We start from the raw sequence: 19,982 nt of genomic DNA, 5'->3' as shown, positions 1-19,982 counted from the left end.
TATCTTTGCTCAATTCCATATGGTGATATTGTACATCATACAAGTAAACTTTGATATGGAAAACTTTTACTTTTTGCTGTGCAAAACGCAAGTGAGTCAGACAGTTTGCTCCCCATTCATACTGCCGGAAACGGAAGATATAGTTGTTTGTCATCTGCCACGCTTTATATAATCCTCATCAAGCTTTGTACTCCATTCCCTGTCATCGAGGGCGGCAGCCCCCGCCATCGGCTCGGATGAGCGCATCGCATGCACCGCATTCCCTACAGCTCCATACACATTCTCTGTTCCAGCCTCGTCGCACACATAATTCACCGCCCGCTCCGGTCTTATTCCAAAGCGTCCTGCCTCCATGACAGCATCGATATTTGCTCCGATGAAGATGAATTCCCAGCCATACTTTTTCTGCTGGCGCTTAACCATCTTCTGTATCATCTCATAGCTGTAATTCCGGCTGGCGTTCTCCATTCCGTCTGTGATTATCACGAACAATGTCTTCTCAGGCACATCCTCTTTTCTTGCATACTTGTGGATATTGCCGATATGGTGAATCGCATCTCCAAGCGCATCAAGCAGTGCTGTGCAGCCACCCACGTAATAGTCATTGTCCGTCATCTCTGGTACATTCTCAATAGGAATCCTGTCGTGCAGTACTCTGCTGAAGTCGTCAAAGAGCACAGTCGAAACGTACGCCTCTCCATCATCACCGCTATCTTTCTTCTGCTTTTCCATCATTGAATTGAATCCACCTATCGTGTCAGCCTCAAGTCCGTGCATTGAACCACTTCTGTCCAGAATAAATACTATCTCCGTAAGTCCTTTTTTCATAATCATCAACCTCACATTCTTTTATCTTAGTGTTTTTATGTATCAGGAAATGCAAATGTGTAAACAATCTGCATGCACGTGCGTTTTAGAAATTAACCTTGGCATGTCCACTCTGCTTTCCCTTAATATGAGTTAATAATAACCTGTATAACAAACAAAAAGGTCACCCCGCAGGCGACCTTCTCATTTTACTTTGTTTTATTCTGACAGCGAGGCAAGTCCATAGTCGAACAGAACTATATTGATCTTTATGACGCTGTATTCTTTATGTACTATATGATACTCCACGATCTTGTCCGTCTGAGAGATCGGTGAGAGTGCGTATCCGGCAAGCCCCAGGAAGTCAACAGTCTCATCAAGATTCAGGCGAAGCCCGACTGCCAGTGACAGAACTTTTTCCTTCGACGGCTTTATCCTGCCCTTCAGGAGCTTTGAGAAATACTGCTTGCTTATATTTGCCGCAGTGTAGACCTCTGAATTCTTAAGTTTCTTTTTGTTGATTAACTGCTGCAGATGTTTTTCAAAGCTGTCCGTATATATGCCCTTAAGCATGTCGTCCAAAGAACCATTTGAGTTGTTTTCATGTATTCCCGAACTCTTACCTGACTGTGCCAGTGTTCCATATTCCATAAACTGAGGTCTATGTTGACCGCAAAGATATTCTTCATCGAACCTTGCAGTGTCTTGGCATTCATCATACGATGACAAAGTACGATATTCACTCAGATTTTTTTCAGCAACATATTCGTCATCTATTAAACTCTTCACATCATCATACCATTTTCCTGATACATGATATGAATGATCATCAAACACCACAAGCGTGATGTCCATCTCATGCTCCTGCAGAAATGATGTAAATGCATCAATTGCGATCTGAATTCCAAGCTCTTTAGGAAAGCCGTAAGAGCCCGTAGCCATCAGTGGAAATGCAATCGACTTGCATCTGTGTGCATATGCCATAACTAATGCTTTGTCATAACACCTTCTGAGAAGCTCCGGCTCCTGATGTCTTCCATCCACCCAGGCAGGTCCGCTTGAATGAATGATGTATCTCGCCGGAAGATCAAATGCTTTTGTGATTCCAACCTCTCCAGCCGCCAGAGTTCCAACCTTTGCCCTTGCCTTCAGAAGCCTGTCACGCCCCGCAGCCGCATATATTGCAGAGTCCACGCCAGCTCCCACGGCAACGTGCGGATTTGCCGTATTTACTACTGCATCTGCATGAACTTTTGTTATATCACTTCTAATAATCTTAAATGGCATTCGGCTGTCTCCCTGATTTGTTTGATATATTATGAACGATAATCCCCATTGATCTTCACGTAATCATATGTCAGGTCACAGCCCCATGCCTTGGCTGTAACATCGCCGATTCCGAGATCTATGTTGATGTGGATTTCATCTGAGCTCAATACCTTGGCTGCCTTCTCCTCTGAGAATGGTACGCCTGCGCCGTTGCGGCATACTGGAACCACGCCAAATTCCGACTCGAGATCTACTGCAACCTTGTCTATATCAAAGTCAGCCTCCGCATATCCGATGGCACAGAGAATACGTCCCCAGTTGGCATCCTCGCCGAACATAGCACACTTTGTAAGTGGGGAACGGATAACGCTCTTTGCCACGATGATGGCTGTGTCAAGATCAGGTACCCCTGCAACTGTACACTCGATCATCTTGGTTGCGCCCTCGCCGTCTGATGCAAGCATCATGGTCATGCACTCCATAACTATATAGAGGGCCTTCTTGAACTTCTCATAAGCTTCGTTCTCCGTGTCGATGAGCTTGTTGCCAGCAAGGCCATTTGCCATGACTGTAAGGGTGTCATTTGTGGACTGATCTCCGTCTACGGAGAGGCAGTTATATGTCACCTTTACGATCTCTGAAAGAGCCTTCTGGATCAGCTCTGATGTGATCGCTATATCTGATGTGATGAAGTTAAGCGTTGTCGCCATGTTTGGATGGATCATTCCGCTTCCCTTTGCCATACCGCCTAAAGTACATGTCACACCGTCTATATCAAACTGAACAGCAACCTGCTTATCCACTGTATCTGTCGTCATGATAGCATTTGCCGCCTTGTCGTTGCCGTCTGCCGAGAGACCGTCTGCAAGTTCTTTCATATGCTCCTCAAATGGCTCGATAGGGATGATCTGTCCGATGACGCCTGTTGAAGCATTGATGACAAGGTTCACATCTATACCCAGGGCATCCGCTGCAAGCTGGGATATCTTCTCAGCCTTCTCTATTCCATCTGCGTTGCATGTGTTGGCATTCTTGGAGTTCACAATGACTGCCTGTGCCTTGTTGCCAGACTTCTTCAGGTGCTCCTTGGTAACTGTAACCGGCGCGCCCTTCACCTTGTTCTGTGTATACACGCCTGCTGCCACACATGGCACCTCTGAAAATACCATTCCGAGATCATTCTTGTTCTTATCAGGGTTCAGTCCACAGTTAAGTCCATTTGCCGTGAAACCCTTGGCCGCGCACACGCCACCGTCTACATATGTATAACCGTCATATATCTTCTTGTTCATAGTAATCCAATCCCTTCTAAATATATTTTAACCAATCTTCATCAATTGGATGTGCACAAGTATATAGTACAATCTGTAATCGTTTTGACATTAACTGATGCAGGACATACGAAGGCGCCGGCTCTCAGTGAGCCTGCGAGCGCTAGTGCCGCTGCAGCCTGAGTTGAGCGGGAGCGCTCCTGCATGGTTATGTCAAACACGATACAGACTATGTCAACTTAATGTGCACATCCAATTGATACATCCTATCTATTCACCCACGCAAGGAACTTGTCCAGTCTGCCCACGGTCTTGTCTTTTCCTATCACGTTCATGATGGTGAACAGGTCAGGTGAGTTCTGCTTGCCTGTTATGGCAACTCTTACTATGGTACATACATCTGTGATGCTACCCTTGTATCCGTCAGGATTCTGCTTGTACTCCTTGACATTTGGACAGTAGCCGATCTTCTCGCCCATGACCTTCATGCTTGAGAACCAGTCTTCTGAGTCAAGGAAGAGATCCTTCTTGTACTCCTCGATAACCTCTGTGATCATCTCCGGTGTGTACTTCTCGTCTATCTCATACTGGAGATCCAGCTCGTCCTCGGGAGTGTACAGATAACCGAACATAGCGCGCAGATCTGACCATTTGCCGACATCCTTGCGGACCTTCTTGCCTGACATCTTCCACAGATTGATGGTCTTCATGAAGCCGTCCTTATCCTGTGTGCCAAATGTGTATATGTTCTCGTCATGCTCCTTTGCCCACTCCATGATGAGGTCGTAACACTCCTCGGCTGTGAGCTTTGAGATCATCTCCTTGCTGACATCATTGAGCTTCACCATGTCAAAAAGTGCGCCGCTGACAGGCATCTTCTTGAGTGATAATGTAAAGTCGTCTATTGTCTTGTCTGCATGTGCTGCATGCCACTCTTCGTAGTTGGAGTTTGCTATTGTCATAAGGTACTCAAGCACGCTGACTGATGGGAATCCCTGCTCTGCATAGAATCCAACCGCAGCCTCCGGGTCCTTTCTCTTGCTGAGCTTTCTCTTTCTCTGGTGCTCGCCCTCCTCGTCCACTGTAACCTCAAGCTTCATGATAGGTGCGATGTGCGCATACTTTGGAAGCGCAAATCCACACAGATCAAAGAGCTGCTTGTGAAGTGGATATGATGCAAGCCACTCGTCACCTCTGATGACAAGATTTGTCCTCATGAAATGATCGTCAACTGCATGTGCAAAATGGTATGTAGGTATTCCGTCTGACTTCAGAAGTACCACATCCATGATATTCTCAGGCATCTCAATCTTGCCCCTGATAGGATCGCTGTAGATAACAGTCTTTCCTGCCTCGCCCGGACTCTTGAGTCTCACAACATATGGCTCGCCCGCTGCAAGCTTCTCCTCTATCTGCTCATATGTCAGATTTCTTCCTACTGCATACTCGCCGTAATATCCTATGTCAACCTTTGCAGCCTCCTGCTTTGCCCTGATCTCATCAAGCTCCTCGGCTGTTGTGAAGTCAGGATATGCATATCCCTCCTGCATAAGCTTCTTGACACATGTCTGATATATCTCTTTTCTCTCACTCTGCTTATATGGACCATATATAGTCTCACCGCCCTCAAATGGTCCCTCGTCAAATCCAAGGTCAAACTTCTTCAGCGAATTGATGATCTCATTTACACCGTCCTCAAGCTCTCTCTTTCTGTCAGTGTCCTCTATTCTGAGGTAGAACACGCCGCCACTCTGCTTTGCAAGCTTTCTTGAGATCATGGCTGCATACAGTCCACCGATGTGCATATATCCTGTAGGGCTTGGCGCAAATCTTGTTACCCTTGCTCCCTCTGGAAGATCTCTCTCCGGAAATCTCTTCTCAAGGTCATCCACTGTATCTGTTATATCTGCAAATATCAAATCCGCTAATTTGTTGTAATCCATCTCCTGTTTTCACCTTTCTGCTATATCACTTATCATCAAGAGTCTGCTTGATGATCGCTTCATTATATCCTGTCTGATTATAATTTGTATTATGTTTTACGTCAATTCCTTAAACCACAATGGCAATTGCATAGATTCCATATACTTATCGCCTTGACTTACACGTAAAATTTTCCACAACTATCTCATACACATTTACCGCTGCCAGCATCTGGTCTGAGTAGTTATACTTCTTCTTTTCTACCTTGTCAAACGATCTCATATTCTCGGTATTTCTCGCAAGCTGATGATTCATAAGGCAGTTGAGTGCCTCGCACTTTTCCTCAGGATCTGTCAGCTTTCTGGCTGTGCCATTTCCCATGATACTGCTGTAGAGATAACCAAAGCTGCAGGCATTTGGTCCCTCAACCAGATAGTGATCTGTGTCCATCTCTATGGCCACCTTCGGATCCGCTGCCAGAGCATCCACCTTCCTGCCCTCACCGGCAGAGTGGAAATAAAGCTTCAGAACATCCTCCTCGTAGGTATAACCGAAATTCAGCGGAACTATGTACATTCCCTCTTCATCGTGAACCGCCATCCGGAACACCTTACACGAATCAAGTACATCCACTATCTCTTCACGATCTGTTATCATCCTGTCACTTCTCCGCATCTCCCGCATACAATACCTCCTTTTTCAGCGTACAATCTATTAAAATAGTATAAATGACGTCAGCATATTTGCAAGTTTTTTGAACTTTATATTATTCGGATTTTCAAAACTTTTTTATTTCTGATCCAGGCTCCACGCTTTAACTTTGTATGATGTAACTCCAAGTATCGTCTCACCGTCTATCTGAAGTGGTGTCGGACGATCAAATTCAACCTCAACCTCTTTTGCGTTGAATATATCAACATGCTTTTCGTACTTGACATGCTCCCCCTTGAATATAGAAGGAAAAATCATAAGGGTTCCAAGCTTGCCCTTGCCGTGGAACACCATAACCGAAACTGTATGCTCCGGATTCAGTCTGTCCTGCCCGGGGGTAGCCATCATTCCGCCGCCATAATATCTGCCATTCATGGTTGGCACGAGCCAGGCATTTTTATATTCATGACGGACTCCATCCACTTTCACCACAGCATTTCTCGGTTTGAATGCGTAGAGCAGGCCTTTGATAGCTATAGCCGTGTAGTTCACAGGCTTGTTCTTATGAGTTTTCTCATTCTTTGTCCTCTGGCGGTCGCCCTCCTCACAGCAGTAACCGTCTATTCCGAATCCAACATTGTTCATGAACAGCCACTTTTTGCCGTTGATCGTCACCTCCGGCAGATGCTGTATGTACTGATTTATCTGGTAATCCGGAGTGTCATGACTGTTATGTCCTATGTCCTTTGCAAAGTCATTGCCGCTTCCGGAGGCATAATAGTAGATGGTATTCTTCACATCCATGTCCTTTATGTCATTCACAAATATGTTCAGCGTTCCGTCACCGCCGCACAGGATAACCTCGTCATCCTCTGCAAGCGATCCCATGAACTCCGCATATGAAGCGATCTCTGTCATCTTCTTGAGTATCGCATCAGGATATGTATCTGCAAGTGCCTGCACGTCATACATACATTTGCCGTTGCCCGCCAGTGAATTATATAAAATGTACTTCTTTCCCATAGTTTTTACCCTTTTCATCTTTCTCAAGGACAAGTCTCACCCTGTCGCTGATCTCATTCTTCTTCATTGCTTTTACCTCATCGGCAGGTATCACATCCACCACATCTATATAGACGTCAGATCTGCGCCTCAGCACATTCCTGTAGATATTCTCCGTTCCGTGTATCGCCATGACGACTATCGGCGCATGCGCTTTCTGGGCTATCCTGAAAACACCCGTGTGAAATGGCAGAAGTCCGCCCTGTCTGTTTCTCGTTCCCTCCGGGTATACTCCAACTGCCATATCTCCCTTCTGGAGAATCTCGGTAGCCGTCTTGATCGTAGACAATGCCTTACCCGGATCTGATCTGTCTATCGGCATAAAGCAGCATCTTCTGATGATCCTGCCGAATATCGGTATCTTAAAATTCTCCGGCTTGGATACAAATGCCACATCCCACTTCTTAAATACATGCCATTCTATCAGCGGATCATAATTTGACAGATGATTTCCCACAAAGAGTGGTTTGACATCCACTGGAATCTTCTCCATGCCAGTCACATGCATTTTCACTCTTAGAAACCACATGGCAAATCCGGTGGCACCATACAGCAGATGCCTGTAGAACCTGCTGTCCTCCGTATACTGCCTGTCAGTTCTCACGAACAGACTGCACACGAAGAGAAAAAGTATGTACATCAGAAATATGGCTATGATTCCGCCAAGTATATATATAATTATCACTTTTTATTCCACCCTTTTCTAATGTCATCCATAAGCTTCATCATATATATAGACTCTGACAAAGGCATCGATTTACTCTGGAACTGTCCCTGTCTGATCATATCAAGGCTTTCCATGACCTCGTACTCGTAGCCGCTTATCTGCTTTGGCACATCCACATGTCTTATCAGTCTGTCCTCGCAGTCAAATACATCTATCCACTGTGGATTATTTATATTCTGGACTATCATGTATCCCTTCTCACCGTAAAAGATGCCTTTTCTGTCTGATCTTCCGTACATGCTGTGGGTTGTCACTGCCATCCTGCCGTCTCTGTATTTGACGGTTATACTCTCCTGTCCGTCTACTCCAGTCTCGTGCATCATAACAGAGGACTCAATATCCGAGATATCCTTTCCCATATGCATGACAATGAAGTTCAGCCCGTAAACTCCCACGTCTAAAAGGGCACCCCCTGCCAGCTCTGGTCTGATCAGGCGCTCTATCTTTGATATCGGATAGGACAGATTGCAGGTCATTGTCCTGATATCCCCTATCACACCTGATTCAAGAATTTCATTTATTATCTGTCTGGACGGCATATACCGCGTCCATATTGCCTCAGCCACATACACCTTCTTCTCCGCTGCCAGAGCTGCGATCTCCTCAGCCTGCGCAGCATCGTAGGTAAATGCTTTCTCGCAGAGTACATTTCTTCCATGTTCTATGCAGAGCTTCATATGCTCATAGTGATGTGAATGCGGCGTTGCAATATATATAAGATCTATCGCGTCATCACTTACCAGTTCTTCATAACTTCCATAAGCCTTATCTATATCAAATTCCCTGGCAAATGCATTTGCCTTTTCCAAAGTTCTTGAACCTACCGCATACAGCTCCACATCATCCATCTTATTTATCGTATCTGCCATGACACCGGCAATCTTGCCTGCGCCTAATATTCCTATGTTCATATGCTGTCATCCTCCCGTTTTTTCTATCTGTTTTCCAGCGCTGACACTGCATATATATCTTCAAAAGTACATCTCTTTTTGTTTTCGACATATTTTGACACTACATATCAGATTATAACACACAGACGGGAAAATAGAAGAAAAACTCCTGATGCCAGCGATAACTGACACCAGGAGTCCTCCCCTTTATCTTGAGCACCATAATAAGCACCCAACCCACTATATATGTTGTACTATGCATCTCTATCGGCTACACATATTCTACAGTGTAAAATATGTTGTTCCACAATCCGCATGTTACTCTCTGTACATAAGGTAGCTGTACATATCTGCATAATCATGTCTCTCATTCTTGATGAAATCGATGGCTTCCCTTGGATGCTGATTCAGCATTCCGGTCAGCATGTATGGCACATCATAGCCCCATACTGCATCTCCCTTTGCCTTGAGCGGAACCATGTACTGCTCTATGAACTTCAAGATGTGGTACAGGTTGTACTTTGGATTTCTGAGGAATCCAAGAAGAAGCTCAAGCGCACAATTTCCTGCGCCCCTGCCCATACAGCTTACAGTTCCATCGAGCATGCTCGCACCACTCCTCATTGCCTCAACAGTGTTGGCATAGGCAAGCTTTAAGTTGTCGTGTGCATGTATTCCTATCTTCTTGCCATACTTCTCTCCAACTGCGACATATTTCTCCGCGAGTTTCTTGATCTGCTCAGGGTACAGTGAGCCGTAGCTGTCAACAATGTATATTCCATCTACATTGCTCTTACCAAGCAGCTCAAGGGCAAGATCGATATCCGACTCCTGATCCTTTGAAACTGCCATGATATTGCATGTAGTCTCGTATCCCTTTGCATGTGCATCCTCAATCATCTCGATGGCTGCAGGCATGGTGTTGATGTATGTCGCCACCCTCACCAGATCGATAACACTGTCGGCTCTGTCGATGATATCCTTCTTGTAGTCGCATCTTCCGACATCAGCCATAACTGAAATTTTCAGATCTGTATTGTTCTCTCCAACGATGGCTCTTATATCCTCCTCGTTGCAGAACTTCCATTTGCCGAATTTGTTCACATCAAACATTTCCTTGGAGGCCTTATAGCCGAATTCCATATAATCAACCCCCGCCTTGATGTTCGCTTCATAGAGGGCTCTTATAAACTCGTCAGTAAAATAGAAATCGTTGACAAGTCCTCCATCTCTTATTGTTGCGTCAAGTACCTGAATGTCAGGTCTGTAGGTGATCAGATCTCCGCCTATCATAATAGTGTCCTCCTTCTTGTTTTTTTGTTTTGATTTTCTCTTTTTCTCTTTTGGTTTTTCTCTCTGATATTTCTGAGTCTATTTACTGCAAAGCTGTTTTCCAGTTTGATTCTATTTACTACACCTCTGTCTTCCAGTTTGTATCCTATAGATATTTCTCCTCAGTTTTCTCAATTTAAACTTACGTCACTTTAACGCGTTGGTGTATGTTAGTGGCTTTATTTAGTATAGCACATAAATAAATTAATGCAAGGACTTTATTCAAAAATGCAATCTTTGGTGATTCTGTTTTTATCCTTTTTCGCAGGGAAATCAAAGTCTTAGGATAATTTTATCCTAAACAAGCGAAATATAGCCCAAAAGATACAACTTTCTGGAACTTTGTATCTTTTAGGCCTAAATTGTTGATTTCTGGATAATTTTTAGCTCAGATCCTCGCCGTTAGTCTCGATGACCTTCTTGTACCAGTAGAAGGAATCCTTTCTGTATCTCGCAAGATCCTTCATGTCAAACTCATCTCTGTTGACATATATAAAGCCGTATCTCTTGGTGATTCCTTCGTGAGTTGACACGAGGTCGATTGCTGACCATGGGCAGTAACCCATCATCTCTGCGCCCTCATCTGCTGCCAGCTTGATCTGCTCTATATGCTTTCTTAAGTATTCTATACGATAGTCGTCGTGTACCTTGCCGTCCTCTGTGAGCTTGTCATATGCGCCAAGACCATTCTCTGTCACGATCATAGGAAGGTGATATCTGCTGTACATCTCTCTTATAGTTGCCCTAAAGCCGTCAGGGTCTATCTCCCAGCCAAACTCTGTGCGAAGAAGATTTGGATTTGGATACGCCTTGTATACCCCCGGCTCAATACCAGCTGATTGCTGGTCCTTTTTTTCTGAGTCCGTCACAGCAACCGGACTGTCATCCCACTCAACCGTTGCAGTATTATAATAATTGAAACCTATAAAATCAGGATTTGCCTGCTCCATGATATCCATATCTCCGTCCTCGATGACTGGAATGGCATCATGCTCCTCAAGGAACTTCCACACTAGGTCGTTGTATCTTCCATACACTGCCATATCAAGGTAAAGCCAGTTTCTTATCGCGTTGAAGTTCTGTGCCGCCAGGACATCCTTCGGCTTGCATGTGGCAGGATATACCAGTGAAATATTCGGTGCAGGACCAATCTTTGCACCAGGACACATCTCATGGAGAAGCTTCATGGCCTTTGCCTGGGCAAGGAGCATGTGGTGATTCTCCTGATAAAGCTTCTTGTATTTATTTGTCACGCCCTCCATGTTGCAGGTTCCAATCACGTCACCCACAAGTGTGAGCATGTTCTGCTCATTGATCGTCAGCCAGTACTTTACTCTGTCGCCATAATTTGTGTAGAGAAGCTTTGCAAATTCAACAAACTCGTCAACACTCTCTCTTCTCGACCAGCCACCTTTTTTCTCAAGAGCCGCAGGAAGATCAAAATGGAACATTGTGACAAGCGGCTCGATTCCGTACTTGAGGCACTCATTTATCACGTTGTTGTAGAAGTCAATTCCCTCCTGGTTGACTCTGCCGGTTCCCTCTGGGAGGACTCTGCTCCACGCGATGGAGAATCTGAATGTCTTGAATCCCATCTCAGCCATGAGGGCTATGTCCTCTGCATATCTGTGATAAAAATCAGCACACACATCCAGCTCACTTGTTCCCGCTGGAACTGTCTTGATGTCCTGCACACTTGGGCCCTTGCCGTGTGACAGATTGGCGCCCTCAACCTGATATGCGCTTGTTGATGCTCCCCAGAGGAAATTCTCCGGAAGTCCATGTTTCTTTGTGATTATCATAATTTTCCCTCCATGGATTTACATTTTCAATAGTATTTATAAAAGAGATGAACCATCTGTTCCAGTTCATCTCCATCTTACGTTTGTTTTATTGCGATTTTATTTCACGCCCTCATACTTCTGCTTATAGTTGTACAACGCGCCAAGAAGATTCGAATCATTGCGGAACTTGCATGTGTCGATAACCATGCCATCGTAGGTCTTTGTAATCTTTCTTATCTTGTCCACATACTTCTTAACCCCCGGAACAAAGTTCGGATTGGCACTCATTCCACCTCCGATAAGTATGACATCCGGATCTATCGTCATGTACAGGTTACAGCAGAGCTTTGCTATGGAGAAGTATGAGTCCTCAACCATATCTATGATCTCCTGATTGCCCTCATCTATCCATTGATATACCATCTCACCGGTCACCTCTTCTGGCTTCATATGCATTATCTTGGATGCCTTGTATGTAATGGAGCTTGCAGTACATGTTGAGGTTACCATGAACGGGTTATATTCAAATGTCTCCTCAACAGTCAGCTCTTCACAGCATCTGACATTATCAGCTTCTTCCCTTGTCATGTTCATGAGGGCATATGACAATTCACCTGCCAGAAGTCTCTTGCCTCTGTGGATCTTTCTATCAATGATTATTCCACCGCCGATTCCTGTACCCACGACAACGACTACTGCATTTGTAGCCGTACTGGCATTGCCCAGCCACAACTCTGCGAGAGCCGCACATTTGCCATCGTTCTCAAGGGCTACAGACACACCGCCGCATGCCTCTGATATGAGATCACCAAGATGTGCACCATCAAGATACTTGATCCCGCCACCGCCGTACACTATGCCGCGCTCGACATCTATCTGTCCAGGAAGCCCCATGGCAATTCCTGTTATGTCACAGTCCAGTACCTTCTCGTCATACACCTTCTTGATCTGCGCCACAAATGCCGGAGTTCCAGCCTCGGCATATCTGTCGGTTGGAGTCTTACCCTTTCCCGATATATTGCCCTCATCGTCCATTAACGCATACTTTATAAATGTTGCCCCTACATCAAATACTAAATACATAAGTCCCTCCTGTTTTCTCATTACCCATTGCTTTTTCTTTCTATATATATTTTTATATTCACCTTGTCACTCTCGTTCTCTCCACTGCGTCCTTCCAGCCTGCAAGGAGCGTCTCCCTCTTATCTTCGGTTATCCCCGGCTCAAATCTTCTGTCGGCCTTCCAGTAGCCCTTGATCTCATCCAGACTGTCATAGTAGCCAACAGCAAGTCCAGCCAGATATGCAACACCCAGAGCCGTTGTCTCCGTGATCACAGGCCGCACTATCTCGGCATTCTCTATATCTGCCTGGAACTGCATCAGGAAGTTGTTGGCGCTGGCGCCGCCGTCCACTCGAAGGCTTGTGATAGGAAGTCCTGCATCCATCTCCATAGCCGCAAGAACATCCGATGTCTCATATGCCAGCGATTCGACTGTCGCCCTGACAAAGTGCGCCTTATTTGTTCCCCTTGTAAGGCCGAACACTGCCCCTCTGGCGTACGCATCCCAGTAAGGAGCGCCAAGTCCCGTAAATGCAGGTACCACATATACACCATTACTGTCCGGCACAGACAGAGCAATGCGCTCAGTGTCCGCTGCATTGTCTATGAGCTTCATCTCATCCCTGAGCCACTTGATGGCTGCTCCAGCCACAAACACACTTCCCTCAAGCGCATAGCTGACTTTTCCGTCAAGTCCTATGGCTATAGTGGTGAGAAGTCCCTGCTGCGAGTCAACTGCCTTATCCCCCGTATTCATGAGGAGGAAACAACCTGTTCCGTAGGTGTTCTTCACATCACCGGCCTCAAAGCAGCACTGTCCGAACAGCGCAGCCTGCTGATCTCCGGCAACTCCCGCTATAGGCACCTCACCGCCAAATATCTCCCTGTCCGTGTATCCGTATATCTCACTGGAATTTCTCACTGCCGGAAGCATGCTCTCCGGGATGTTGAACTTTGCAAGCAATTCCTTGTCCCACTCCAGTGTATGAATGTTGAAAAGCATGGTACGCGACGCGTTTGTGTAGTCCGTTGCGTGAACTCTTCCGCCTGTGAGCTTGTATATAAGCCATGTGTCAACGGTTCCGAACATCAGCTCCCCCGCCTCTGCGCGTTCCCTGGCTCCAGGCACATTATCAAGTATCCACTCTATCTTCGTTGCAGAGAAATACGGATCTACTATCAGTCCCGTTTTCTCTCTTATCACCTTGTCATATTCTTCAGCCTTAAGCTGCTCTATCCTGTCCGCAGTTCTCCTGCACTGCCACACTATGGCATGGTACACCGGATTGCCGGTCTTTCGATCCCACACTATGGTTGTCTCTCTCTGGTTGGTAATTCCTATTGCGGCTATGTCCTCGGTGCGGATTCCCATGGTCTCCCTCGCCTCCATCATCACCGACATCTGGGTTGCCCATATCTCCATAGGGTCATGCTCCACCCATCCGTTATTCGGGAAATGCTGGGTGAACTCCTTCTGTTTCACTGAGCATATCCTGCCTTCCTTATCAAATATTATCGCCCTTGAGCTGGTCGTTCCCTGATCCAGCGCCATTATATAATCTGCCAAATTGCCCTCCTATTAACACGGACGCTCGGTTCTAGTGTTTTGCAACCAAACTGATGGGTATGCCTTCTCAGGGGACGCTCCCGCTCGTTTCGCCCTGCAGCGGTACTAAGATGCTGCTTAGCGCACCATCTAAGGACCGGCGGGCTCAAATGCCCCTGCGAAGGCATACCCATCAGCTTGGTTTATATACACTGTTAAGCCTCGCTGTTCTCCGTAATTATGTATGGTCCGTCGGGCAATTTTGCCCTGACAAACCTTTTAACCTTCTTCCTTTTAAGTATCTATCAAATAAGCCAGAATCAAATAGTTCAGCTTAATTGTTTTGATCAAATTTTCTCAATCGATTTTCAGATAATTCTCTCTCAAATGTTCGTTCACTCTCTCGACCTCTAGTTTGAAGTCTCTTGAGGACATGCGGATTGCACCCTGGCCCATGGTGACTATCTGCTCCAGTCCGTCCGATGTGACCACAGTGACCTTGTGCTTTCTCGCAAGCTCATGTGTGAGCTTTTCTATATGCGCATCCGCGGTCTCACCCTCCTTGGTGTACACCACCTCTATATCATCATAAGGGAATCTCTCGCCCTTGTTGTCCTTCACCTTGTAGCCGTCAAATACCACTATTAACTTACAGTTCATATATCCCTGATAGTTTGACAGTATGTCCATGAGCTTACCTCTGGCGGAGTCTATGTTGTGCTCCGACAGTTCCCGAAGTGTATCCCACGCAAATATGACGTTGTAGCCATCCACTATGACATAGTCCTCGCCACTCTTTCTGCGCTTGAATGCTCCAGGTGTTGCTATCCCTCTATCGGCTGGTCTGCTGCCCACAAGAGGCCCATTCCCAGGCTGTCTGTCTCTGGACTGACTCTTATTATACTGTCCATTTACTTTATACTCAGATGTAGTTCTCCTGAATCTTCCGTTCAGTGCCACATCCTTGTCCTTGTAATCTCCGCCAAATGTCCTTGCAAATATCTCGCTGAGCTCCTCATCTGTTATGGACATCTCCGATACACTCTTTCCCGGCCTGTTCACCGGAATATCCATAGCATAGCCATCTTCCGTGTAGCCAAGCTGGCCCGAGATCTCAAATCCCGGATCCTCCTTCACATGCATGTTCTCATACACATCATACCAGTCCACCAGATAGCCTGCACCATGGGCACAGAATACCGATGAAGATGGATTAAACCTGTCAAGCTCAGGATCATAGTGTCTCTCAGCCAGAACCTCTTCGGTGTTGTGGCACGGCTGATAGCCGTCTATATCCACCTGAAGCCTGCCTGTACCTCTGGAAAATGCTGTGAGTTCACTGTAATACTCTCTCATGGTATATACCGGGGCATGTCCCGTGATGACTGTCGTCTCACCGGATATCTCCTGACCATCCATAGTTCCGCTCATCTTCACTATGTCTGCAAGAACCCTTCCGGCATACTCCTGTGGTACCTCTATTTTAAATGCATACACAGGTTCCAGCAAGATACTTTCCGCCATCATAAGGCCCTGTCTCACCGCCCTGTATGTCGCCTGTCTGAAATCTCCACCCTCAGTGTGCTTCTGATGTGCGCGCCCCGCAGTGATGCTTATCTTCATATCCGTGATTGGCGATCCCGTAAGCACTCCCCTGAACTCACGCTCCTGAAGATGGGTGAGTATCAGTCTCTGCCAGTTCTTATCCAGTACATCCTCGCTGCAAATGCTGTCAAAGCACATTCCACTGCCATTTTCCATAGGTTCAAGCAACAAATGTACCTCTGCGTAGTGCCTGAGCGGTTCAAAATGTCCTACACCCATGACTGGAGCCGCGATCGTCTCCTTGTATGATATCCTGCCCTGTCCGTATGTGATGGCAATTCCAAACCTGTCTCTTACCATCTGAGCCACTACCTCAAGCTGTACCTGCCCCATGACCTTGATGTATATCTCTCCTGCAGTCTCATTCCACTGCACCTGAAGCTGGGGATCCTCTTCCTCAAGCAATCTGAGCTTTGACACCATCGTGACCGCATCCACATCAGTCGGGTACATGACCTTATAGCTGAGAACCGGCTCCAGACTTGGGAGCTCTCCATCCGGGCAGGCACCGATTCCCTGTCTGCCGTAGGTATTCACCAGTCCCGGAACAGCACAGACACATCCGGCGGGAACCTGGGTTACCATGTCGTACTTTGCACCGGAGTACACCCTTATCTGGTTGACCTTCTCATGGCTCTCCTCCCCCTGACTGTTTCTGAGCGTCAGCACATCCTTGAGCTTCAACACTCCTCCAGTGACCTTCATGTAGGTAAGTCTCTCGCCCTTATCGTCACGTCCTATCTTGAACACTCTGGCGCCAAATTCTTCCCCGCGCACAGGTTCCACTACATATCTGTTCATGCCGTCAAGAAGCTCTGACACGCCCTCATTCTTGAGTGCAGAGCCAAAGTAACATGGGAACAGCTTTCTGCCCGCAATGGCATTTACCACGTCCTGTTCATCATTTGCCCCAGTCTCAAGAAAATGTTCAAGCATGGCCTCATCGCACATGGCGATCTGCTCTCCTGAATCTTCACATAAAAAATCGACACAGCCATCACTCAGTCTGTGTCTGATATTGTCCATGAGGTAATCTCTGTCATAGCCAGTCATGTCCATCTTATTGACAAATATAAATACAGGAATCCCATATCTCTCAAGCAGCTTCCACAGGGTCTCCGTGTGGCTCTGCACTCCGTCCATACCGTTGATGACCAGAACCACATAATCAAGAACCTGCAATGTTCTTTCCATCTCTGTTCCGAAATCCACATGTCCCGGAGTGTCAAGCAAAGCTATATGCATATCAGCATATGCAAGCTCTGCCTGCTTGGAAAATATCGTGATCCCCCTGTCCTTTTCCTGACTGTCCGTATCTAGATATGTATCCTGATGATCCACCCGCCCAAGCTTTCTTATCTGTCCTGCCTGATATAGCATCGCCTCCGACAGGGTGGTCTTACCCGAATCAACGTGGGCCAGTATGCCCGCGACTATGTTCTTCATATGTATCTTTTTCCCTTCACCAGCCGATATATATCACCTGCCATGCATCTTGCTGACCATTGATATATATCGGTTCTTTATAAACTCATTTATCGGTTCAGCTATGAGTCTGTATCCGCCATGCTATCACCATCCGGGATTCCCTGTTTTTCATTCTGCGCCGCCTTATATCTCTTGAACCTCTTGAAGAATATGGCTGTAAATGCACCTATGATAAAAGGGAACATGAATGTGGCAAATCTATAGAGAAGTGCCATGGCTCCGGCTGCAGCAGAACCAACAAGTCCCGAATAGATCGCTGTCATAACAAGCTCACTTGATCCGATTCCTCCCGGCATAGGAATGACTGCCGCCAGCATGACACTCATGGCTGTTATACCTATTGACGTGACAATATTCATATCACACAAGTTGTGACACACTATATAAGGTATGGCAAACCAACACGCGAACTTGCATATATCAAGCAGCATGACTACCACTATAAGCCACGGTTTCTTAAGTACAACCCTGGTGGCATCCTCCATCATAGCTGTCTGCCCACTTAAACTGTCAATCTGCTTTGCAAATCGTCCTTTAAACAAAGCATCAGCTTTTTCAAGAAGCCATCTGAGGAATCTGTGAAACGGCGGCCAGCACGCAAAAAGCACTATCGCCATCGTTATGAGTATGGTCGCTATAACGCCGAGGACAACATATGAACTGTATTTGCCAAATACTCCAAGCATATATTCTCTGTTCGCAAGAAACAATGCCACCGCCATAACACATATGGTCATCTTGTGTATCGCATAATCAATAGAGTACAGACCAAGCGCTTTCGACGGCTGTATTCTGCAGTGTTTCATGAACAATGTGGATGCCACTATGGTACCGCTCCCAAGCGTTGACACCCTGTAAAATGACACAAAATACGTCATAATATTTGCATCGAAAAATGTCATATTGTTCTCCACCTGTCGCATGAGGATAAACGTTATGCAGCTCTCTATCACTCCGTATAAAAGCGTCGCTCCGAGAATAGCTGCCACGACCACAGGACTTGTCTTTACAAGCTGCGACATTATAGGGCCTGCCATGTCACGGAACACATATATGATAAGTCCGACCAGCACCAGCACACACAACCATTTTATAAGTGTTTTCTGTCTATCTGATAGTTTTTTCATAGTCTTATATCCCTTTTCCCCTAATATCAATTCATTCAGATCAGTCTTATCCCAATCTGCCCACCATCTCAAATGCACCGGCAATTAGCGGCTGATCTCATGTTTCGTACAATAGATTAACAAGCTAATGGAAAAAATACAAGCATATGTTATTTCATTCTGACATAATAGGTAGACTTACCTGTACCGCCTCTGCCTATATCGCCCTCTTTTACGAGTTTTCTGAGTGCTCCCTCTACCGAACTGATGCTGAGAGTCGGACAAAGTTCCATTATATCCTGCTTTGTAAACTTTCCTATTTTCAGCAGTATTGCTTTTCTTACCATCTCAATTGCAGGTAATTTTTCCTCTACGATTTCAAAGCGCTCCTCAAAATCCTTATAAGCAGCAAGTATCGTTCCAAGGAGATACTTTATAAACGGGATCACGTCCTCTGTGCCCTCGTGCCAGCCTGCCTGGACTTTCCCAAGCGACTCATAATATAACTCCTTATTCCCCGCTATCTTTGCCTCAAGAGAAATATACTTTCCAACATAGAATCCACTTCTATATAGCAGAAGCGTTGTGAGCAGTCTGCTCATTCTGCCATTGCCATCATTAAACGGGTGTATGCACAGAAAATCATGTATGAAAACAGGAATGACGATCAGCGGCTCCACCTCGAAATTACCGATCACCCTGTTGTATTCTCCACATATCCTGTCCAGCGCTTCCGGTGTCTCAAATGGAGCCATCGGCGTGAACAGGACTTCCGTTTTCCCATCAGGATAAGTTGCGCTGATATAATTCTGCACCGTCTTTGTTCTTCCTGCAAATGGGTTATTCATATGACTGTACAACATCTTATGCAGCTGAAGTATATAATTCTGAGTTATAGGTATTGCATCAAAGCTTTCATGTATAACCCCCAGCACATCCCTGTAACCTGCTATCTCTTCCTCGGCTCTGTTCTTCGGTGTGGTCTTCTCCTCAACCAACTGCTTTATTCTTGTATTTGTTGTGACTATACCCTCTATGGCATTGGACGCCTCCGTGCTCTGGATCTTTGCTATCTCAACAAGCTTATCCAGTTCATCCGGACGCTGTCTTAAATACAGTTCCTGTTTACCTGCATATCTATATATTGCAGCTATGAGTCCAAGCACTTCAGAATCCCATTTTTCTTCTTTTATTTTACTGTAATTAAAAGTTCTCATTCCCTTAATTTGCTCCTTTTCCCTTAAATATTAGCACATTTTAAGGGAAAGTCAACCCAATTAAGGGCATTTCCCCTCAAAGTTCTATCAGTTTTAAGGTTATCCAATTGTATACTATTTATGCAGCTAATTAAGGGTACTTTCAAAAAAAGCCACCACATCAAAATGATATGCCCCCTGTCAAGTAGACAGGTTAAATATCTAAAATGAGGTGCTGATGAACGACCGTACAAAATGTGCGG

General features: G+C 45.8%; 15 protein-coding genes. All 15 read right to left on the bottom strand.

The genetic code is table 11. The features are described 5' to 3' along the window. Positions 1–150: 150 nt before the first annotated feature. Positions 151–828 (bottom strand): vWA domain-containing protein, encoded by a 678-nt coding sequence (locus GT575_RS13950; RefSeq protein ID WP_161172248.1) that lies wholly within the window; start codon positions 826–828, stop codon positions 151–153. A gap of 198 nt (positions 829–1,026) precedes the next feature. Continuing rightward, complete coding sequence (locus tag GT575_RS13945; RefSeq protein WP_055147151.1) at positions 1,027–2,094, bottom strand: macro domain-containing protein; 1,068 nt, start codon at positions 2,092–2,094, stop codon at positions 1,027–1,029. Between the two features lie 29 nt (positions 2,095–2,123). After that, the gene (argJ, locus tag GT575_RS13940) at positions 2,124–3,368 is read right to left on the bottom strand and encodes a bifunctional glutamate N-acetyltransferase/amino-acid acetyltransferase ArgJ (protein ID WP_161172247.1); all 1,245 of its coding nucleotides are present in this window, start codon (positions 3,366–3,368) and stop codon (positions 2,124–2,126) included. A gap of 245 nt (positions 3,369–3,613) precedes the next feature. Continuing rightward, positions 3,614–5,290, bottom strand: coding sequence for a glutamate--tRNA ligase (gene gltX, locus GT575_RS13935; protein WP_015534016.1), 1,677 nt, complete (start codon positions 5,288–5,290; stop codon positions 3,614–3,616). 145 nt (positions 5,291–5,435) lie between these two features. Continuing rightward, the gene (locus GT575_RS13930) at positions 5,436–5,954 is read right to left on the bottom strand and encodes a pyridoxamine 5'-phosphate oxidase family protein (protein ID WP_015534017.1); all 519 of its coding nucleotides are present in this window, start codon (positions 5,952–5,954) and stop codon (positions 5,436–5,438) included. Between the two features lie 105 nt (positions 5,955–6,059). Then, positions 6,060–6,944, bottom strand: a complete 885-nt coding sequence (locus GT575_RS13925; protein WP_055147145.1) for a diacylglycerol/lipid kinase family protein — start codon at positions 6,942–6,944, stop codon at positions 6,060–6,062. Then, positions 6,919–7,668, bottom strand: coding sequence for a lysophospholipid acyltransferase family protein (locus GT575_RS13920; protein ID WP_055147142.1), 750 nt, complete (start codon positions 7,666–7,668; stop codon positions 6,919–6,921). Before GT575_RS13920 ends, GT575_RS13925 begins: the two co-directional genes overlap by 26 nt. Further along, positions 7,665–8,621: a Gfo/Idh/MocA family protein gene (locus GT575_RS13915; RefSeq protein ID WP_117874817.1), complete on the bottom strand. Its 957-nt coding sequence runs from the start codon at positions 8,619–8,621 to the stop codon at positions 7,665–7,667. The genes GT575_RS13920 and GT575_RS13915 overlap by 4 nt, the downstream gene beginning before the upstream one ends. A 297-nt stretch (positions 8,622–8,918) precedes the next feature. Next, a complete protein-coding gene (locus tag GT575_RS13910; RefSeq protein WP_015534020.1) occupies positions 8,919–9,893 on the bottom strand; it encodes an aldolase catalytic domain-containing protein in 975 nt (324 codons plus the stop codon). A 422-nt stretch (positions 9,894–10,315) separates the two neighbouring features. After that, the gene (locus GT575_RS13905) at positions 10,316–11,734 is read right to left on the bottom strand and encodes a glycoside hydrolase family 1 protein (protein WP_022216919.1); all 1,419 of its coding nucleotides are present in this window, start codon (positions 11,732–11,734) and stop codon (positions 10,316–10,318) included. Positions 11,735–11,833: 99 nt separating this feature from the next. Continuing rightward, entirely contained in the window at positions 11,834–12,799 is a 966-nt protein-coding gene (locus tag GT575_RS13900) for an ROK family protein (RefSeq protein ID WP_055273877.1), read from the bottom strand. Positions 12,800–12,857: 58 nt separating this feature from the next. After that, entirely contained in the window at positions 12,858–14,345 is a 1,488-nt protein-coding gene (gene glpK, locus GT575_RS13895; RefSeq protein WP_161172246.1) for a glycerol kinase GlpK, read from the bottom strand. 336 nt (positions 14,346–14,681) lie between these two features. Beyond that, positions 14,682–17,375 (bottom strand): translation factor GTPase family protein, encoded by a 2,694-nt coding sequence (locus GT575_RS13890; RefSeq protein WP_161172245.1) that lies wholly within the window; start codon positions 17,373–17,375, stop codon positions 14,682–14,684. A 101-nt stretch (positions 17,376–17,476) separates the two neighbouring features. After that, complete coding sequence (locus GT575_RS13885; protein WP_022216924.1) at positions 17,477–18,544, bottom strand: lysylphosphatidylglycerol synthase transmembrane domain-containing protein; 1,068 nt, start codon at positions 18,542–18,544, stop codon at positions 17,477–17,479. A 149-nt stretch (positions 18,545–18,693) separates the two neighbouring features. Continuing rightward, positions 18,694–19,740, bottom strand: coding sequence for a Fic family protein (locus tag GT575_RS13880; RefSeq protein ID WP_161172244.1), 1,047 nt, complete (start codon positions 19,738–19,740; stop codon positions 18,694–18,696). Between the last annotated feature and the right edge of the window lie 242 nt (positions 19,741–19,982).

The sequence above is a fragment of the Coprococcus sp. BIOML-A2 genome (assembly GCF_009875795.1).
Taxonomy (GTDB): Bacteria; Bacillota; Clostridia; order Lachnospirales; family Lachnospiraceae; genus Coprococcus; species Coprococcus aceti.
The sequence above is the reverse complement of the archived record's forward strand: the minus strand, read 5'-3'. Positions and strand labels throughout refer to the sequence as shown.